Source organism: Aquimarina aggregata (assembly GCF_001632745.1).
Taxonomy (GTDB): domain Bacteria; phylum Bacteroidota; class Bacteroidia; order Flavobacteriales; family Flavobacteriaceae; genus Aquimarina; species Aquimarina aggregata.
Window position 1 is genome coordinate 496,583 of sequence record NZ_LQRT01000046.1, and the last position, 19,086, is coordinate 515,668.

11 protein-coding genes are annotated in these 19,086 nt (G+C 31.8%); 6 read left to right on the forward strand and 5 right to left on the reverse strand.

Annotation, left to right across the window (positions count from 1 at the left end):
• Position 1: 1 nt before the first annotated feature.
• The 3 genes from AWE51_RS23030 to AWE51_RS23040 all read right to left on the reverse strand — a co-directional run bounded on the left by AWE51_RS23030 (position 2) and on the right by AWE51_RS23040 (position 3,506).
• Entirely contained in the window at positions 2-1,237 is a 1,236-nt protein-coding gene (locus AWE51_RS23030; protein WP_066318810.1) for a Pycsar system effector family protein, read from the reverse strand.
• Between the two features lie 54 nt (positions 1,238-1,291).
• The gene (locus tag AWE51_RS23035; protein ID WP_082832576.1) at positions 1,292-1,864 is read right to left on the reverse strand and encodes a hypothetical protein; all 573 of its coding nucleotides are present in this window, start codon (positions 1,862-1,864) and stop codon (positions 1,292-1,294) included.
• A 187-nt stretch (positions 1,865-2,051) separates the two neighbouring features.
• Positions 2,052-3,506, reverse strand: coding sequence for a CotH kinase family protein (locus AWE51_RS23040; protein WP_066318814.1), 1,455 nt, complete (start codon positions 3,504-3,506; stop codon positions 2,052-2,054).
• A 680-nt stretch (positions 3,507-4,186) separates the two neighbouring features.
• Between AWE51_RS23040 and tssD the strand changes: the two genes are divergently transcribed.
• The 3 genes from tssD to AWE51_RS23055 all read left to right on the forward strand — a co-directional run bounded on the left by tssD (position 4,187) and on the right by AWE51_RS23055 (position 6,631).
• On the forward strand, positions 4,187-4,573 hold the full coding sequence (tssD, locus tag AWE51_RS23045; protein ID WP_066318816.1) for a type VI secretion system tube protein TssD: 387 nt from the start codon (positions 4,187-4,189) through the stop codon (positions 4,571-4,573).
• Positions 4,574-4,805: 232 nt separating this feature from the next.
• Positions 4,806-5,258, forward strand: coding sequence for a hypothetical protein (locus tag AWE51_RS23050; protein WP_066318818.1), 453 nt, complete (start codon positions 4,806-4,808; stop codon positions 5,256-5,258).
• Between the two features lie 20 nt (positions 5,259-5,278).
• Positions 5,279-6,631: a DUF5458 family protein gene (locus AWE51_RS23055; RefSeq protein WP_066318821.1), complete on the forward strand. Its 1,353-nt coding sequence runs from the start codon at positions 5,279-5,281 to the stop codon at positions 6,629-6,631.
• 350 nt (positions 6,632-6,981) lie between these two features.
• Here the strand turns inward: AWE51_RS23055 and AWE51_RS23060 are convergent, their stop codons facing one another.
• Both AWE51_RS23060 and AWE51_RS23065 read right to left on the reverse strand, forming a co-directional pair.
• Positions 6,982-8,310, reverse strand: a complete 1,329-nt coding sequence (locus AWE51_RS23060) for a type VI secretion system contractile sheath protein TssC (RefSeq protein WP_066318824.1) — start codon at positions 8,308-8,310, stop codon at positions 6,982-6,984.
• 11 nt (positions 8,311-8,321) lie between these two features.
• Positions 8,322-8,750, reverse strand: coding sequence for a hypothetical protein (locus AWE51_RS23065; RefSeq protein WP_066318827.1), 429 nt, complete (start codon positions 8,748-8,750; stop codon positions 8,322-8,324).
• A gap of 355 nt (positions 8,751-9,105) precedes the next feature.
• On the opposite strand from AWE51_RS23065, the gene AWE51_RS23070 reads away from it, so the two are divergent.
• From AWE51_RS23070 to AWE51_RS23080, 3 genes are all read left to right on the forward strand, one after another.
• Positions 9,106-11,553 (forward strand): AAA family ATPase, encoded by a 2,448-nt coding sequence (locus tag AWE51_RS23070; protein WP_066318828.1) that lies wholly within the window; start codon positions 9,106-9,108, stop codon positions 11,551-11,553.
• Between the two features lie 569 nt (positions 11,554-12,122).
• Positions 12,123-13,985 (forward strand): type VI secretion system Vgr family protein, encoded by a 1,863-nt coding sequence (locus AWE51_RS23075; protein ID WP_066318831.1) that lies wholly within the window; start codon positions 12,123-12,125, stop codon positions 13,983-13,985.
• Between the two features lie 7 nt (positions 13,986-13,992).
• Positions 13,993-19,083, forward strand: coding sequence for a DUF6531 domain-containing protein (locus AWE51_RS23080; RefSeq protein WP_066318835.1), 5,091 nt, complete (start codon positions 13,993-13,995; stop codon positions 19,081-19,083).
• Positions 19,084-19,086 lie beyond the last annotated feature (3 nt).

Sequence of the window (19,086 nt, forward strand, 5' to 3'; positions counted from 1 at the left end):
ATTATTCTGTGATTTTTTCTAAAATTTCTGGATTACCTACTTGTTCTACTAAATCAATTCCTGTAAAAGCCACTATAAAAGCTACTACTGATAAAATAATCCCAATAGTAAATACGATATATGTAATTTTAAGTAAAGTGTATTTTTTTTTCAATACCAGCCCTAACAAATAAAGGTCTTTGGTAAGCATATTATATACGTAAGACTTATCATTAATAATTTCATCAATTGCCCATTGATATCGGTCATAAGGCATTTTATAGAAATTCCCAAAAAACAGTAAATTTACTTTTCTATTTTTGACCTGTTCTTTTGTAAACTCACCCCCTGTTACCTTTGGTTGTGTAGACATTATTGACAAAATAATAGATACTACGCTGAAGAGCACCAAAATTAAACTAGGAATCATTAAATGACGATTACTAACAGCGTCAAGCTTAGGAATTAGATTTGCTAATGCTAATGAAATAATAATTGCGTTCACCGAAAGCAAAATATTGGCTTTAGTATCTGCTATATCACTTAACTTGATATGGTTTCTAAGCGTTACTCTAAACAAGGTTTGTATACTTCTCTCTGGACTTTCACTTTTATATTTTGCTTTAAGTCTTGCTTTAACAATTTCTTTTTTTTGGTTCTTTTTATTTTTTTTCTGTTTTTTTAGAAGACTCAATAAGTTTTTGTTTTTTTTTGGCCCCCAATGTTCAACAGCATATCTCGTATAATATTGATGCTGCTCAGAAAATAATTTTACGTTTTCTGCTCTCCATTCTTTTCCTGACTGCTTCGATTTACCTTGATGCTTTAATTCTTCTAATAGTAATTCACTAACCTCTGTAAAATAATCCTTAGCTAAGTGTGAACTATCTGCATCTTTAATAATTTCTTCAAGAATAGTATTTGGTCTTTTTCCAAACTTTGTTGCTAGGATACAATTTTGTATACTCTCTATTTTTTTATCGCTTATTTGATATTTAGATAAGAAATCTGCTGCTATCAAAGCACTCTCTTTTTCATGGTTTTCTTCACCTTTAATGTATCCACTATCATGAAACCATGCAGCTATCTGAACAACTTCTGAGTCTTCATTACTAATATCTGTTTTTTCAATAATTTCTCGTGCACTTTTTACGACTCTCTGAGTATGAAGAAAATTATGATATAAACATGTTTTGGGTAATTTTTCCTTAAAGAGTTCGAATATGTAATTTTCCGCTTTTTCCAGTATAGCTGTCATTTGTATTCTTTTTTAATTAAATAATGGTTAATTGAGTATGTCCAAAAATTTTAACTAGCTTACTTCTTGTTCTTTAACTAAAAGCAATATTTCATCAGGAGATAAATATAATCTTCTAATACGTGCTTTATATTTTTCTGATAAGGAACTGTGATTAAGTATAAACCGTTTTGTTGCCAAAATATAATCTTGCATCGAATGTTTTATTGCATAAGTATCGGCTATTCGCTCTGCTTGTCGTATATAATTTGGAGAAATCAAATACTGTATCCCAAAAAGTACCAGATTAAAACTACTCTTTGTAAGATAATCCATAATATGACCTAACTCATGCCCTAACCAGCCTATTAATACATTTTCCGGGATGTCTTTTATATGCAACTCCATATTATCAATTTTAAAAGTCGTACTCATCAAAATGACATAAGCCCTTTTCTCTTTTGATTTGAAGATTGAAGACAATTTAGGTTGTGCCTTCATAAATGATTTTTTTAAAGTTGGTTTCAACTTAAATTCGATTGAAATTTCTTCTAATTCGGGATAATGCGACAAAGCTGTCCCTGCTTCATTGATAATTAGTGAAGGAATAATTTTATTTTTAAAGTGTATAGTATCGATTGAACCCATAATATGGTTTATAGTCACTATGTATAGACTAATAATTAAAATCGTTTTAAAAGTTTGCATTACTGTTTACAATATAGATTAGATCACATAGAGACATTAATGCATATGATAAAAAGGGTAACTCTTTTGATGGATGAGGCTCTTTTTCATTAAAAAAGAACTCATTTTTGTAAATTAGTTATTAAGACTAAGGCAAATCACTAAAAAACGTATCTAAATATTGAAGGCGATCGGTTAACCAGGATTCTATATAACGCAAATGTTCTGTTAACTTTATATCCGAAGGCCAAACTAATGCTTCTCGCTCGTAGACTTTGTTTTTTTCAAAAAAATCATATGTAGCGCTAACATTTCCCAATAGGGAATCGTTACTAAATTGTTGTTTTCTTAAAGAAAACCATCGGTCTTTTAGCCGTTGTCGATAATTACTGGGGTTTATTCTAAACAATCTATCAAATAGCCCATTACTTAAAATATCATTTGTAGTAGTAATTCTTTTTCCATCCTGAATAGTTCCTAAAACACCATCTAAATCCCAAGGTACATTAAAATAAGGCATTTTTCTGTTATATCTGGCTACATAAAAATTTTTTCCCAGATTATCTGTAGCTCGAACAAGATTAACGAATAAGAAATAATCAATAGCGTTATTTAAATCAAACTTTGTAGCAACTTTCTTTTTAAATACAGAATCTTTAGATTTAATCACAAATCTGGTAAACTTGCGAATATTTTTCCATTGCGCTCTATAATTTACAAAAGGGTATTCTACTTCGTAACCTGCCCAATGCGGAAAAATATTTTTATATTTTGGAGCCTTCATATATGCAGGAGCTCCATTATGACTTCCTGCTTTAAACAATTCGCCCCTAACCTTTCCTTTTTTGTGTTTTTTAAGTTGTAAAAGCTTCCTATCCACCTGTTCTGTTAGTGCATGAATCCCTATATATTCTGAATTTAAAAATACTTCTGTAAACATTAAATCAATACCACTTTTGGCATCTTTTTCAAGACTACTATATTGAAGATTATTGATCGACAACCATAGTTTATTACAAAAATAGGAACGTAAACGAAGTGGTTCGTTATATAAACCATCCAAAATCCAATCATCATCATCTCTTAAGTTTCCGAATTGCATATCTACAGGAGTTTCTTCTTCTGAATTTTGCCAAAACTCCAAGTCGTAGGATTTCTTTGGGAATTTTAATGAAATATTGCCTCGCAATTCAACACCTACTACAGCACTCTTACGACTATAATGATGAGCAAATGTAAATTGAGAAGGAACTTTTGGATCATCTTTCACCTTTTGATTAGTTATTATTTTAATAAGAGGTAGTTTTGTTATATATAGTTTAAAAATTTCATTGTTAATTTTCACATTATAATTTTTTGTAAATAACAAGGTGTCAACTGATGAATAGAAGTCAAGTTCCTTTCCAAACGTGATCTTAAATGTATCTGTATTAGATTTTAAAGAATCTGGCAACTTAAAATTCCAAACGATAATTTTATGTTTCTTGTCAATACCATAACTTTCCTCTTTGGGAATTATCTCACCTATATTTTGGGATTGTATTTGAGTATAACATAAGAAAGTAAATATGTATACAAATAATATGTGTGTGCTTAATTTCATTTTTTGTTAAACATTATTTTTAAAATACAAAGATCAAAACATAAAGTATTAAAATGTAACGCAATCCCTATAAGTTTTGCCCGAATCCATAAATCAAAGATCGGTTTATCGGTTTTTTTGTTACTTTAAAATTTATAATATACCTCTCTTTTATCTTGAAAAACCTAATAATAAATTAAAAACTACAAAAAGAACATTTAATCAATTACAAATCAAAACCACTGTCTTAAAAAAGGCATCATCAAAAACACCAATGTATCTGATAATCAAACACTAAAAAAACTTCAAATAACAGTAAAAACATACTGTAAAGTAGCTATTCGAATCCTGCCACCCCGACTAAATAAAACCGTTTAATATCATATGATATAAACGGTTTTTTTGATTCTGAATCTTTAGACATTGTAAAAGTATTGTTAATCTTTACTATTTTTTTAACTATTAGTTTAATACACTCACTCAATATAAGTACGAATTTAGAAATCAAAATATTTATTTAGCCCCCAAAAAATGTTCTTAATCGTGTTTTTATTGTCTTTTATCTAAAATCAAGGATGTTCAATAGTAAATATAACTTATTGATTTTGATGCATTAAACTTTTTAAGTAAGTTTGTTATTGGCATTGTTGCCGTTATATAAAAATTAATCTGGTAGTATTTACCACAAAAACAAATTTATTATGTCTTTTAAAGCTAAATTAAAAGTAGGAGGGAAAGAGTACAACGTACTAAGTTGTAGCTACGACCTAAATCAAGAAGTTGATGCAACAGGAAGACCTTCATCGATTACTCGAGGAGGTAGAATTAATCTTACTGTAGAATCTACAGGAGAAACTGACCTGTTTGAATGGCAATGTAGTAGTTTCGAGCGTAAAAATGGTTCTATCACATTTAGCAAAAGAGATACTGATGCTAAAATGAAAGAACTTAAATTTGATGAAGGATACCTAGTAAAATTCAAAGAACAATTTGATTCTACAGGTTCAAATCCTTTAGTAACGTCTTTTACAATTTCTGCTAGAGAAATTGAATCTGGACAAGGTAAACACATAAATGAGTGGAAATAATTGTCAATAAATCTTTTGACGATTATGATATATCTGTGAATTTTTAACATTTATAATAATTTAAAAAATATAAACCTCAAGATCAATACAATTGTATTTTGATTTTTGAGTAACAGATAATTCTCATAAAGAGGGTGTTTGAATTTTTCAATCACCCTCTTTTATGTTTTTTCAATAGTTTTGGATATATTAGCAGTATACTCGAAACTCAATAATCTTAAATTTTAAACATATGGCATCAAATAACGTAGGTATTGGTGGAAATGTATTAGATAATGATGCTAGCGAAGCATTAAATGAAATACCTCAAAATAGAACACTTGTAGCCGGGAAACTAACTCCAAATACTCCTATTAAGCCAGAGGCAATAGAAGGTCTACGAACTGTTGATGAAGTTTTTGATCATTTTTCTCCTGAGTTAAATCTTCAATTTGAAGATAAAGAAGGAGGTAGTGTTAATGAAACAATTCAATTTGATAATCTTGGAAGTTTCGGAAAAAAAGGAATCACTCAAAAAAGTGATTTTCTAAAAGGCCTTGAAATTGAAAGTGAACAATACAAAAAAATCATAAAACAACTTAAAACGAATAAAGTACTTAAGCAGGCATTACAAGATAAGGATGCAAAAGAATCATTGGTCACCACATTAGAAATGTTGATCGCTGAACTTAGTGCTGCTAAATAATTTTATATCCGTAGTTATATATGGCAAACACAGAAAAAAGTCAGGAAAATTTACAGGAAAGATCGTATCTAGAAAGGATTAAAGAAAAATCAGATGCTCTAGCTAAATATGGAGGATTTGATCTTTTAGAATCTGCTATAGATGATGTTCAAAATTTAAACCCTGAGCGAAAAGCTAGGAGAAAAATTTTTCTTACTGAAAATAACAAAAAGCAAGACAGAAGTGATCTGCTTAAAGTTTTGGAATTATGGAAAGACACACTTAAAAGTGATGGGGATGTCTTAGATATGATAGAAAAAGCAGAAGATAGTGCTCAACAATCCAAGACTGTATTAAAGAAAAATCTAAAGATTGCATTAGATGAAACGAGAGAATTAGAATCTTCGTACAGATCTGTAGCTCTTTTTTATAAAAATACCGACATCGCTGCTATTAAGAATGTGACTATTGTTAATGCAGAACTCGAACAATTAGCAGATTTAGATAACACCCGCTTTTTCGATTATATAAGAGAAGAAATTGTTTCAAAATATGATCGTTTAGATTTAAGAGAAAATTACTCTCTTTTGGTTATCCCAGGATATCTGGGATCGAAATCGGTAGTCGATAAATGGGGTAAAATGGCCTATGGAAATAAACTAACCTTAGTAACCGATTTTGCACACTTAGATGAGCCCGATGATGTTATGGAAATGTTTGAAAGTGCAAATCTAGCTAGTGGTGATGCGTATCTCTCTAATACTATTATGACTTGTAATTGGTTAGTAGGAAGAGAAAAAGAAGAGGAATTAGGTGAAGATGAAAGTCTGTATGTACCGCCATCAGGCGCACTTGCAGGAACGCTTTACAAAACATTAATGTCTCAAGTCGCTGCAGGTAAAAAACATGGTGGTCTAAGCGAGGTTGATGCTGTTAGATTTGATCTTAAAAAGAGTGAAATTGCAACACTAGAAGGACTTGGTCTAGTACCTATGGTTAATGAGTACGGTAAGGTTATGGCTTTTTCTGCCAAAACTCTTTTTAATGGTGATAATATAGGACTACAAACCTACTCTGTGGTACGTGTATTTGACTATATATCTAAAGTACTTATGGATTTTCTAAATAGAAGAGCTTTTGAGAACTTTAATACAACAACTAAAAATGAAATATTAAAACAAATTATAAAATTTTTAGATGGTGTAACTGGTCCTGGTAAACTTATAGAAAACTTTGATATTAAAAGGTTTGCTCAAGATGATATTGAAAAAGATAAAATCCATGTTGATATTCGCTTAAAGCCCTATTTTCCTGCTAAAAACTTTTTGATACGTATGGACGGTCAAAAAGGAGATGAAGGTACCGAATGGGACACAGATTACGAAGAACAATAGTAAAATGCAACTATTTTTTGGCGTAAAAAACGCCGTTAAATGACATTTTACATTATTTTATAGAAAAACCACTATAACCTATTTAATGTTTTCAAAAAGAAAACGAAACTGGTTATAGTGGTTTTTTTATATTGTATATTAACCTTAAAACCTATCTCAAATAACAAATTAAAATAGAAATACTATACTATAAAGATTGATTATTAAGATTACTTTTAGTCACTACTAAAATTATATTCTTTCAAGCTAAAATTCTTTTAAAGTGTAGTAAATAAACATCTTTTAATTTCACATATTTCATCTGTCTTACTCTTATACTACAGGCTTATTTACTATACTAGAAAATGTTATTAAGAACTTTGAAAATAAAAAGACTCCCAAACATTTCCTTCCCCACCTACTTTTCCATCCATACGTATCAAAAAGTTTTTAGCAGGAAAATAAGGTTCCATGTGTACATCTAGATGAATACGTCTTTTATCCTCGGTATCGCGTTCTAGTCTTTTTATTGAAAAACTTTCTATAAGCTTATCCGGCCCCGTATTATTATCTAGAAACTTCACTATTTCATTCATGATTTCTCTTCTAGTTTGCGTATTGAAATTTTCAAAAGTCCTCCTATTTAGATAGTCCATAAGTACTTTGGATACATAATCAAATACACGTACCACAGAATACGTTTGCAAACCAAGATTATCGCCGTTAAAAAGAGTTTTGGCAGAGAAGGCTATAATTTCTCCATTTTCATAAAACATAGGAATCAGTCCTAAACGCTCTAATACTGCTAAATCATTCTTTTTTAAGGCAAATCGAACACCATCTACACGATTTAATACTCCAAATTTATTTCCAGCCGATGCTTGTGATATTTGAGCACTATAAATTTTACCCGCCAAAGAAGTAGAAGGAGGAATATATAAATCATCACTCTCATTAATATTATCATATTTACTTCTTCCTACCAGCCAATTACAAGTCATAATAGTATTGGATAAAAATACATCTGATTTTATATGATTTGCAGATTCAAAAAACTCAACAATGTCATCAGGTGTATCAAGATGCTCAAAATCTGTAATTAGAAGAACTTTATTATTATGCACCATTCCTGACCACTTCTCCAAAACTTTATTATCCCCTAAGTACCCAGGTATAACCAAAAGAGAGTAATTTTCTCGTAAATCGAGACGATCATAAGCAGAATTAATTTCATTTTCAACTGCTTCAAAATAAGAGGTATCGTCTAAATCTTTAATTTGGTCCAGATCCGCATTAAGAATCGTAAGGTTATGAACTTCTTTTTCCTTAGCATTGTCATAAAATAATGCCGTTGACGTATATGATTTTTCGAGATCTCTTATAGATGTTGCGGTTATCTCAAGGTTTTTATTATAATTAACCGAAACATCCGTCATTCTACCAGATATATAATTCAAAACCTCTGATACACTCTTATTGCTTTCAAGGGCTTCTTCCCAAAGATCTAGAATAACCAGAAGATCTTCTCTAGAAGCTTTATTAGCAATAGAATTTAGAAAATTAGCCTTAATCTTCTTTTGACTTGGTCTAATCGAAGATAATTCTGGAATAATCATCTCCAAAAAATCAAAATCTATCACATTAGATTTCGGGGTTTCTACACCTTCAATATTTATATTATTTGAGATTTTATTATGCATTATAAGTTGTACTAGCTAGCGTCTTTAATTTCCTTTTTTAACTCCTTAATCATCTTCAATAAAGTTGTTTTTGATTCTGTATCTTCTATTATTTCGCCAAGAGATTCTTGTTTTTTAAAGGTATTAGCTATATTAAAATATGCTGTTTTTTTATATTCTAATCTTTTAAGATATTCACTTCGTTTTGCTATTTTCTGTATATCAAAATCACCAAGACTTTTAAATGCTATTGTCTCGCCAACCATATTTCCATCGATACCTTCAAAAAGAACATTTACATTAGGCTTAAAATATTTAAATACCGCTTCTATATCCTTAAGTTGATAAGTCATCTCTGGTCTTAAGGGTGACACATCGGTCAACTTCTCTATTAACAATGTTCTATTTGGAGGGACTTCCTGAACTCCTTCTTTATTTTTAGAATCAAAATTGATTGCCATGCTTTACTACTTTAATATTCTCTAAATATAATTGATTTGACCTAATAAAAATCCGTTATCTATAAAATATCTATCAACATATTTTAGTCGATTATTATTGTAAACGAATGAATTACCTAAGTTACTAAGCAATCTATTTTTACTTTGAAATGTACATGTAGAACTGAAATCAATTCACTATTTTTAGTGGCAAAAAAGTTTTTTCATTTAAAAACAAGTTAAATCTCATCTCAAAGATTTAAAAATCAAATGACTAAAACAAAAACGTATGGTTAATTTAGTAACAATCAAATAACTAAATTGTTTCCATATCATAAAAGTAGAAATTAATTTATTGATTCACACACCATCCACAATGCAAGAAATAGATAAAGCATTACATATTGCTACGCAAATTGCCACTGAATATCAACATGAAAATTATGGAGCTGCTCATCTCATAAAATCTGTTTTACATAAAGACTTTGCACTAATGCGTTTCTTATTTAATAATGACATAGATGTTCATTTTATTGATGAATGGGCAGATGTTCATTTAGAAAGTTATCCAAAGCGATCGCATCACCATAAAGATATCACTGCCGATACTTATGCAAATACTATTTTAGAAGAGGCTGAGGATGTAAAGTTAAAACTTAATAAGGACGAAGTAGATTTGTTATGCATTTTTATTGCTGCTATTACTCCAGGTGTGGGGTTTAGTTTTGATCAATTAAAATCTCTTCCGGTTTCGCATTCGCAATTAACCGCAACTCTTAGTAGTCAAAAACCTGTATCGAAACTTAAGAATTCAAAAAATGAAAATTCCTCATTAGGAAATGAAAATTTAAGTAAGTTCACAACGAATAAAGTTACAGAGGCTACAGAAGGTAAATATGATTTTATTATCGGTAGAGATCGGGAATTAAAACAGATTTCTGAAATCTTAAACCGAAAGTCAAAACCCCATGTCATTATATTAGGTGAATCAGGTGTTGGAAAGACTGCACTTATAGAATACTTTTCTGCCGCTATACATAATAAAAATATTGTGAGTAGTCTTCAAGAAGCTTCTATTTTTGAAATTAATACCGCTTCATTATTATCTGGAGCCTCTTATAAAGGTGAAATTGAAGATCGAATACAAAATATCTTTAAAGAAGCTAGAGCCTATGAAAAGCCTATTATCTTTATTGATGATTTTCATACGCTTCTCGAAGATAAATCTTCTAATAAAAGTATAGCCAATAGCATTAAATCTGAACTTAATGCAGGTGCTGTTACACTAATCGCAGCAACTACCTCTGAAAATTACAGAAAATTAATTGCTGTAGACGGCGCTTTGGAAAGAAGAATGGAAGCCATTCATATCGAAGAACCTAATGATGAGTTAGCCTATCGAATTTTAAAAAATAATGCCGAGATTTATACAGAGCATCATGACCTTTCAATTTCTGAAGAAGCCATAAAGGAAACAATACGGTTATCTAAACGCTATCTTAAAGAAAAAAGTCTTCCAGATTCGGCAATAGACTTAATCGATAGAACAATGTCTGCTATCAAAGTATCTCAACAATCGTTACCCGGCGATATAGAAGCACTTAAAAAAGAGTTTGAAAGCTTACAAGTGGCATCTGAAAAAAAGTCTACAGAACAATTAATTGAAGAAATAGATTGGTTCTTTATATCATTAACCAATAAAATAAGTCCAATTGTATTGGATCAATATCTAGACGAAAACCCTCTTGATCATAAAAGCTTAGATAAAAAGAAAGAAAGTATTATTGCCGTATTAAAAAAGATTAAAATACATGCCGAAAAAGATAAAAATGAAGTAACTGAAGAAGATCTTGCCGCTATGGTATCAACTATAACTGGGATTCCAGCAGGAAAAGTACAGACTCAAGAAAGAGAGCGTTTGCTTGAAATGGAAGATACCTTAAGAAAACGAGTGATCGGACAAGATATCGCAATCAAAACAGTTGCTGATGCTATAGTTGAATCAAGATCTGGATTATCCAAACCCGGACAACCCATAGGTTCTTTCTTTTTCTCTGGTCCAACAGGAACAGGAAAAACTGAACTTGCAAAATCGTTAGCAGAATTTTTGTTTAATGATGAACATGCAATTATACGCTTTGATATGTCAGAGTTTAAAGAAGAACATTCTGCTGCATTATTATATGGCGCGCCTCCGGGTTATGTAGGGTATGAAGAAGGTGGTGTACTGGTAAACAAAATAAGAGAAAAACCATATTCGATTGTTCTTTTTGATGAAATCGAAAAAGCGCATCAGTCAGTTTTTGATGTTTTCTTACAGATATTAGACGAAGGAAAACTAAATGACCGTCTCGGAAAAGAAGGGGATTTTTCTAATGCTGTGATTTTATTTACTTCTAATATTGGTTCTGACTTCATTTCAAAGACTATGGAAAAAGGAGAAGTACCAACATCTAATCAACTTACCGAGATTATGGCCGATTATTTCCGTCCTGAATTCCTAGGGCGTATTACAGAGATTGTTCCATTTGCCCCTATTTCTGAAAAAATAGCTGTTTCTATATTTAACCTTCATTTAAAGAAAGAATTACTTAATATGGCAGAACGTCTAGGCATAACCTTAAGTATAGATGAAGAAACAAGAAAACATCTTGCACTTAATGGATTTTCTCCAACATATGGTGTTCGCCCGTTAAAAGGAGTGATACGAAACCAATTAAAAAGACCACTAGCTAAAATGATTATTTCTGATGCTATTAAACCACCACAGACAGTACAAGTAAAACTTAAAGATGAAACGATAACTTTCGTTCCCGAAGACTAGTATGTCAATAAAGTATTTACTAATTTATAATTTGTTTTTTCTAAGTACGCACATAACAACGTATACTTGAAAGAAAAAACCGATTGATTATGATAAAATACAACAAATCATGTTTTAGTTTTTTTACACATTACAAACACCTAATAAACAAATAAGTATATTAAATTAAGGTTGCTTAAATTTATAAATATCAAGAACATTACCTTGTAACACATTACCCTTTTTTGTAAATTTAAAAAGCAAAAGTAAATCCTCTAATCAAGGATTTATTTTTGTTTTATATCTATAATTTTAAAAAGTAATATGGTGATGTTGCAGCAAACTTAATATACATACTCTATAGAAAAGTTCAGACGATATCTTATTCTATAGCTGTCTAAAAAGAGATAATAATATTAATAATTTACCAAAAAGTTGAATACTACTTATATCATACCTACGTTTATTTTAACTGAAGGTTCTGGGTATAAACAGATAAAGTGTTCTATATTCATATAATCATTTCAAGTATATTGGGAATTACAACGCATACGGAAGACATTTTTCTTAATTTTTAAGCATCTTTATATATGGCTACAAATACAAACGTACAAATCTATATAGGAAATAAATCTATACCTGTATTTAAAAGCTTAGTACTACATCAAGAAATAGATGCGCATCATGATTTTGAACTCATCTGCAGAAAAGACGTTTTAGAAAATACTACTTCAGAATTTTCTGGTGAAAGCATTAATTTTCTCGGAGAAATTTTCTTGTTACAAATTGAATCCGTCAATGGGTTTTCTGACAATGAAATCTTAGAATTTAAAGGTATTGTAACCTCTATAAATACCGTAAAAGGATTTTATCAAAAAACAGGAGATCTAATACACATTCTAGGAAAAAGTTCTAGTATTATTACCGATGATGGTCCACATTACGCATCTCATCAAGAGATTGATCTTTCTGAAATTTTAGAAAAAACTTTTCAAGGATATAATCAAAAGGCATTACAATTTCAATTTTCGCCAAAAAAATTAGCTCCAATACACTATAGTGTACAGCAAGAAGAAAGTTCTTTTGAATATGCAAGTAGATTGGCAGCTCAACATGGAGAATGGTTTTACTATAATGGGACTCAATTAATTTTCGGAAAACCAGAACAAAAAGATCCAGTTACCCTAAAATACGGTTATGACCTCTTAGAATTATCAACGCATTTAGAAACGATCCCTAACAGCTTCAAATATTTCACTAATGACTATTTAAATGACACTTTTCACGAGGTCAAAACAAAAGAAATAACTTCTAACATTAAGGGTTTAAATACTATCGTTAGCAAAAAAAGTGCGCAATTATATCATAAAGAAACACAGGTTTTTGTGCGGGCTCATGATGACCCCCAAATGAAATCAAGAATTGATGAGCAAGTATATCAACAAAAGCAAGCTGCCGAGATCAATCAAGTAAAAGTAAAAGGAAGAAGTAGTAACCCGGCTATTCATATCGGTAGTATCGTACAGATAGAGGGAGAAGTATCCTCTTACGGTAATTACAGAATTACTAAAGTAACGCATACTTGTAAAGAAAATGGTAGGTATGAAAACATATTCGAAGGAGTTACAGCTAGTATAGATGCATACCCAAAGACCTCGTTAGAAGCATTTCCTAAAAGCAAATCACAAACAGCAGTGGTTGTAGACAATGTTGACCCAGAAGGAATGGGGCGTGTAAAAATTCAATATGCATGGCAAAAAGAATCAGGAGAAACGTCTCCTTGGATACGACAGGCGAGTCTTGCAGGAGGACCAGGACAAGGAATGTACTTTGTGCCAGAAAAAGGAGATGAAGTTATTGTAGGTCATGAAGGAGGAAATGCAGAATCACCTATTGTACAAGGAAGTGTAACCAACGCGTCATCTGTACCAGAGAGTTTTAAAAGTGGTAACAATCATTTAAAAGCTATAAAAACACGAAGTGGGAATCAAGTAACGCTTAATGATGCCGATGGAAGTGTCACTATAGCCGACCCTAGTGGCAATACTATAATTATGGGAGGTAATGGAGAGATTACTATCAATGCGCCTAATAAGATTACCTTCTCCTCTACCAATATTGCGATTGAAGCTAGTAATAATGTGACTGTGAATGCAGGAAGTAATATTAATGCAAGTGCTAGCAGTACATTTAACACAAGTTCTGGTGGCAGTACTATTATTAATGCCGGAAGTAGTCTAAGAGCCAGTGCTAAATCAACAGCATCGTTAAAAGGGAAATCTGCACGAATTTCGGGTAAACATGTTTCCATTACTGCATCAGTTATGGCCAATATACAAGCAACAATTGCTCTAAGTTTAGCTGCTCTTGGTATAGGAGTAGTTGGATCACAAACAAAAATAGTTGGAAAAGACAATTGTTCGGTTAAAGGAAGTAAGGTTACTGTTAATTAAGAGGAGAATGGCACGAAAATATGTATTAAATGGAGAAGAAGTAACTTGTAGTTATGGCGTAGGAATTTCTGAAATCGTTGTTGTAAAACCTCTAAATGTATCTGTACTAGACGAACAAATTGCTACAGAAAAAAACTGCATTGTAAAAAGATTTGAAAGCTGTACATGCCCTGCTAACTATTCTAAAACATGTTTTCCCATAGTAAAAAAATGGGAAAAAGACAGCCTTACTGATACTGTGAGCAGTGAATCAGGAAAATTTTTGATTACACCCAGTCAAGCTATTTGCGAAATGTATAAAGGAGTGATTAAAGTGGAAACCACGGAAGATCTAGACGGTACAGAATGTAAAGATCCATCTGCCAATCAGGAAAATTCAAAAGACAAAAACACAGGAGCTCAAAAATCAAGTTCTAGTACTAATTCGAATACTCCCCAAGGTGCAGGAGAAAAATCTAACGATCCAAATGAAAAATCAGAAGAGGAGTTAAGAGCTGAGATTCGCAGAAAATTAGAGTCTGGTGAAGATATGACTGAGGAATTGACATTGCTAGCCAATAAAAAAACTGAGCGAGATAAAAAATTTGAAGAAGATACTTTAGCCTCGGCACAAAAGAAAATCGATGAAGGAGAAGAAGTAAAATTACTTTCAGCTGAAGAACAAAAAAGAAACTTTGAAAATAATCAAAAACTAATTGATAAAGCAAAAAAAGATGCAGATGATCTAGAGACTAAAGTAAAAAACACTGATGCTACACCATACCTAGAAGAATTGTATTCAAGAGAAGAAATGAAATCTTTTGAGGAGAAATTTAAAGAAAATATAAAACTATTTGGTGAAGATCTGGCAAGGCATTCAAATCCAGTCGATATCGCAAAGAACACGTTTCACTACTTTACAGGAGTTGGAGGACAAGTATGGGATGACGCTAAGGCTAGTTTTAACACTTTATTTGCTATGGGAATGGCCGCCGACGATGTTGCGGTGTTATTGTATGAAAGACATCCTGCTTACTTGGCGTATCTCTACAACAAAAAAGATAAAACAGATTATATCAATCAGATAGCCAAAAATAAAGTAGTTGATGAACAAATTAGTTTAGCTGTTGGTAAATGGGTGGAAAAACAAAAAAACTTACCAGAAAACATTGTGAATTCTGTAGGCAAAACACATGATGAGATATTAGCAGCTACCACCGATCAGGCTATGCATAAGTTTGGGCGATCTGTAGTGCAAGTGATTGGTGTTGGTAAAAAAGCAAAGGCTATTGGGCAAATTTTTAATAAGAAATTCTGGACAAGTCTAAACTTAAAGACAAGTGCCAAGAATTATGTTGCTGGTAAAGTTTTTGGTGAGATGGCCGCTAAATATCCTATTGCCAGAGATGTAATGAAGATCACTTCAAAATACGCTAATGCTAAAGACAAGGCTTTAGCCAGTAAAAAAGCATTGAGAGAACTTAAGGCTCTTGGTAAAAGGATCAATAATGGGACTGTAGCTCCTATGTTTAATGAAAGTCAAAAAACAAGTACTTCAACAAAGAAACCTCAGACAGATCAACAAACAGACCCAAATAAAAAACCTACAACACCGCAAAAAACTACTGGAACTGCACAAAGTACTAAGCAAAAAACGGTTGGTGATCCTGTAGATGTAGTTACTGGCACAGTAATTAACGATTATATAGATTTTGAAATTCCAGGAATTATTCCCCTGGAATGGAAAAGAATATGGTACTCAGATTCTGCATATCAAGGCCCCTTAGGGTATGGATGCCATCATAGCTATGATATTCAGTTAGTACAAAGACCTGATGATCTATTACTAACACTACAAGATGGTCGACCTGCCTTCTTTCCTAAATTATCAAAAGATAGTATTTCAACCTATAATGTCACAGAACAATTAACGCTTACTTTAATAGAAAATAATAAGTATGAATTGTTTGATCATCAAAAACAACTCACCTTTGCTCTTGAAAATAGATCGGGAGTATATCGCCCCACCAAATTGTTCAACACAGACGGTATTACTGTTCAATTTCAATACATCAATTCAACATTACATCGAATAATTGATACCGCCGGACGTGTTATCAAATTACATACTGATCAAAAGGATCGTATAATAAAAATTACACTTCACCATAAATCCAAAGATAAAACATTGGTAAATTATGGATATAATGAAGCAGGTGATATGATTTCCATGACGGATCCCTTAGGACAATCTACTCTTGCTAAATTCAAAAACCATTTGATGGTTTCTAAAACCGATCGTAACGGTTATACTTATTATTGGGATTATGACAAATTTCAAACTGGAGCAAAGTGTATTCATACATGGGGAGAAGGTGGAATGTTAGAGTATATTATTACCTACGGAAAAGAATATAATACCGTAACCAATGCTTTGGGACATCAATCTATTTACTATTACGAAGGAAACTTAGCTACAAAAATTATAGACCCTCTTGGTGGTGAAATCATAAATGAATATAATGAGGATCAAAATCTGGTTAATTTCACCGATGAAGAAGGGCTTCAAACGCAATATGAGTATGACAATAGAGGAAATATAATTGAAATAAAGTCCCCTGATGCTTCATCTATAGGATATGTTTTTGATGATAAAGGCAGATTACAATTAAAAAAACTTCCAGAAGGTGGACAACTTATCAAATCATATAAAAATAATCGTTTAGACACCATTGTTTCCCCTGATGGAATGATGACTTCTTTTGCATATAATGACAAAGGATTAATATCTACAGTTTTTGATAATCAAGATAATGAAACTCACCTCTTTTATGATGAGGACCACAATCTTATGCAAATACAACTTCCCAACGGAGCTGTTTCTTCATGGGAGTATGATGAGTGGGGACAGTGTATTGCCGCCATTAACCCAGAACAACATAAACAACAATTTCATTATGACATATTAGGACGGGTAACTCAAGTAAGATTACCGGATAATAATAAAATAAAGTTGAAATATGATGGTTATGAGCAGATTATTGAAGCTATTGATAATCAACGTACAGTAAAATTTGAATACACCCCCGTTGGAAGTCTAAAAACAAGAGAAGAAAATGGTAGAAAAGTATATTTTGGATATAATAAAGAAGATCAACTTAGTTCAATAATTAATGAAAAGGGAGAATCTTATCAGTTTACCAGAAATGCTAAAGGTGATATTATTAAAGAACAAGGGTATGACGATATCACACGTCATTTCTTACGCGATAAAGCAGGGAAAATTATAAGAGTAAATCGCCCAAACGATAAATTTAGCATTTACGAATATAATAATGGAGGGAAAATTTCTAGATTAGAACATTATGATGGTAGCTGGGCTACTTATGGATATAATAATGATGGGCTATTAGTAGAGGCTATTAATCACAATAGCCGTATAAAAATCGATCGTGATGATGCGGGTAGAATCATATCAGAAAAACAAGATGACAATAGTATTACCAGTATATATGGTGAATTAGGACTACGTACAGGGATTAAAAGTAGCTTGGGTGCCAACATCTCTTTTGAGCATTCGGCTATTGGCGAAGGCACAAAAACAGTAGCAAAAACTGGAAACAGCGCCCCTTGGGAAGCCAGCTATAAGTATAATAGCCTGGGTATGGAAACAGAACGTATTCTTTCTGGTGGTGTGATAAGTTCTTGGAGTTATGATACTGCAGGGAGACCACTACAACAAAAGGTAATCAATCATCGCGGAGAACAACGAAATCGTTCCTACCAATGGGATGTTAATGATAAACTAAAAAAGATTCATAATAATCTAACCGGTAGAACTGTTCGATTTACATATGATGATTTTAATAATCTAGCTTCTTCACAATACGAAGATGGTAGTTATGATTATAAACTTCCAGATAAAGTAGGAAATATTTATCGCTCAAAAGATCAGCAAGATCGAGAATACGGTAAAAATGGTAAGCTTTTAAAAACAAAGACTTCAACTTATACCTATGATGAAGAAGGAAACTTGATAGAAAAAAACACTTCAAAAGGAACTTGGAGATATCAATGGGATGCTAGTGGTATGTTACAAAGTGTCTTAAAGCCTGATAAAACCAAAATACTATTTGAGTATGACGCTTTAGGAAGGCGTACTGCTAAAATTGAAGATGTTACATTAAAATCAGAACACAATAGACCAAGCACCATTACTCGTTTTCTATGGGATGGCAATATACCATTACATGAATGGAAATATGACTTAAAAGATAGACCTAAAACTATTGTAGATACATCAGGAAAAATCTCTAAAGATGGTACAGAACCTGTGCAAGGATTAATTACCTGGGTTTTTGATCAAGGTACATTTAGACCATCTGCTAAAATTACTGAAGAGGATACTTATTCGATTATTACCGATCATTTGGGAACACCCATAGAGATGTACAATTGCAAAGGAGAGAAAACTTGGCAAGCAGAATATGATATGTATGGAAAAGTTCGTAAACTTGCTATTGGTTCATTAGCTGATTGCCCATTTAGATTTCAAGGGCAATATGAAGATCTTGAAACGGGATTGTACAACAATCGTTTTAGGTATTATGACCCAGAAACAGGGACTTATATATCACAGGACCCAATACGACTAGGAGGAAGTAATCCTAATTTTTATGCCTATACTCATGATACTAATGATTTTGTGGATGTTTTTGGGTTAGCAGAAAAAAAACGAACAGTTCTAAAAGAAAATCAAAAGGATTCAGTCAAATCTGAGAGTGAAGTTAGAGATAGATTAGAGAAACAGTATGATGATAATCATGAAATTTTAGAAAAGCCTAGAATATATATAAATGGTCAGTATACAGATAAAGGAAACCAAAAATATACGGTACCTGATTATATGATCATTAACAAAAAGACTAGTGATATTGTTGATGTAGTTGATGCAAAAAATGGTTTCGCTAATTTTACTACAAATCAAAAATTATTTTATCAATATGGAGGATATTTCAATGGGTCGTCAAGGAGTAGTACCTTACCAAAAGGTAGCGGAACAACAGATTTATCACCAAATAGTTTGAGAATAGTGCGAACAGATGTAGGTTCAGAATAACTA

Excerpts from the sequence above, each read along its gene's own strand:
- AWE51_RS23030 (WP_066318810.1), bottom strand. The coding sequence starts at position 1,237 with ATGACAGCTATACTGGAAAAAGCGGAAAATTACATATTCGAACTCTTT.
- AWE51_RS23035 (WP_082832576.1), bottom strand. The coding sequence starts at position 1,864 with ATGGGTTCAATCGATACTATACACTTTAAAAATAAAATTATTCCTTCA.
- AWE51_RS23040 (WP_066318814.1), bottom strand. The coding sequence starts at position 3,506 with ATGAAATTAAGCACACACATATTATTTGTATACATATTTACTTTCTTA.
- tssD (WP_066318816.1), top strand. The coding sequence starts at position 4,187 with ATGTCTTTTAAAGCTAAATTAAAAGTAGGAGGGAAAGAGTACAACGTA.
- AWE51_RS23050 (WP_066318818.1), top strand. The coding sequence starts at position 4,806 with ATGGCATCAAATAACGTAGGTATTGGTGGAAATGTATTAGATAATGAT.
- AWE51_RS23055 (WP_066318821.1), top strand. The coding sequence starts at position 5,279 with ATGGCAAACACAGAAAAAAGTCAGGAAAATTTACAGGAAAGATCGTAT.
- AWE51_RS23060 (WP_066318824.1), bottom strand. The coding sequence starts at position 8,310 with ATGCATAATAAAATCTCAAATAATATAAATATTGAAGGTGTAGAAACC.
- AWE51_RS23065 (WP_066318827.1), bottom strand. The coding sequence starts at position 8,750 with ATGGCAATCAATTTTGATTCTAAAAATAAAGAAGGAGTTCAGGAAGTC.
- AWE51_RS23070 (WP_066318828.1), top strand. The coding sequence starts at position 9,106 with ATGCAAGAAATAGATAAAGCATTACATATTGCTACGCAAATTGCCACT.
- AWE51_RS23075 (WP_066318831.1), top strand. The coding sequence starts at position 12,123 with ATGGCTACAAATACAAACGTACAAATCTATATAGGAAATAAATCTATA.
- AWE51_RS23080 (WP_066318835.1), top strand. The coding sequence starts at position 13,993 with ATGGCACGAAAATATGTATTAAATGGAGAAGAAGTAACTTGTAGTTAT.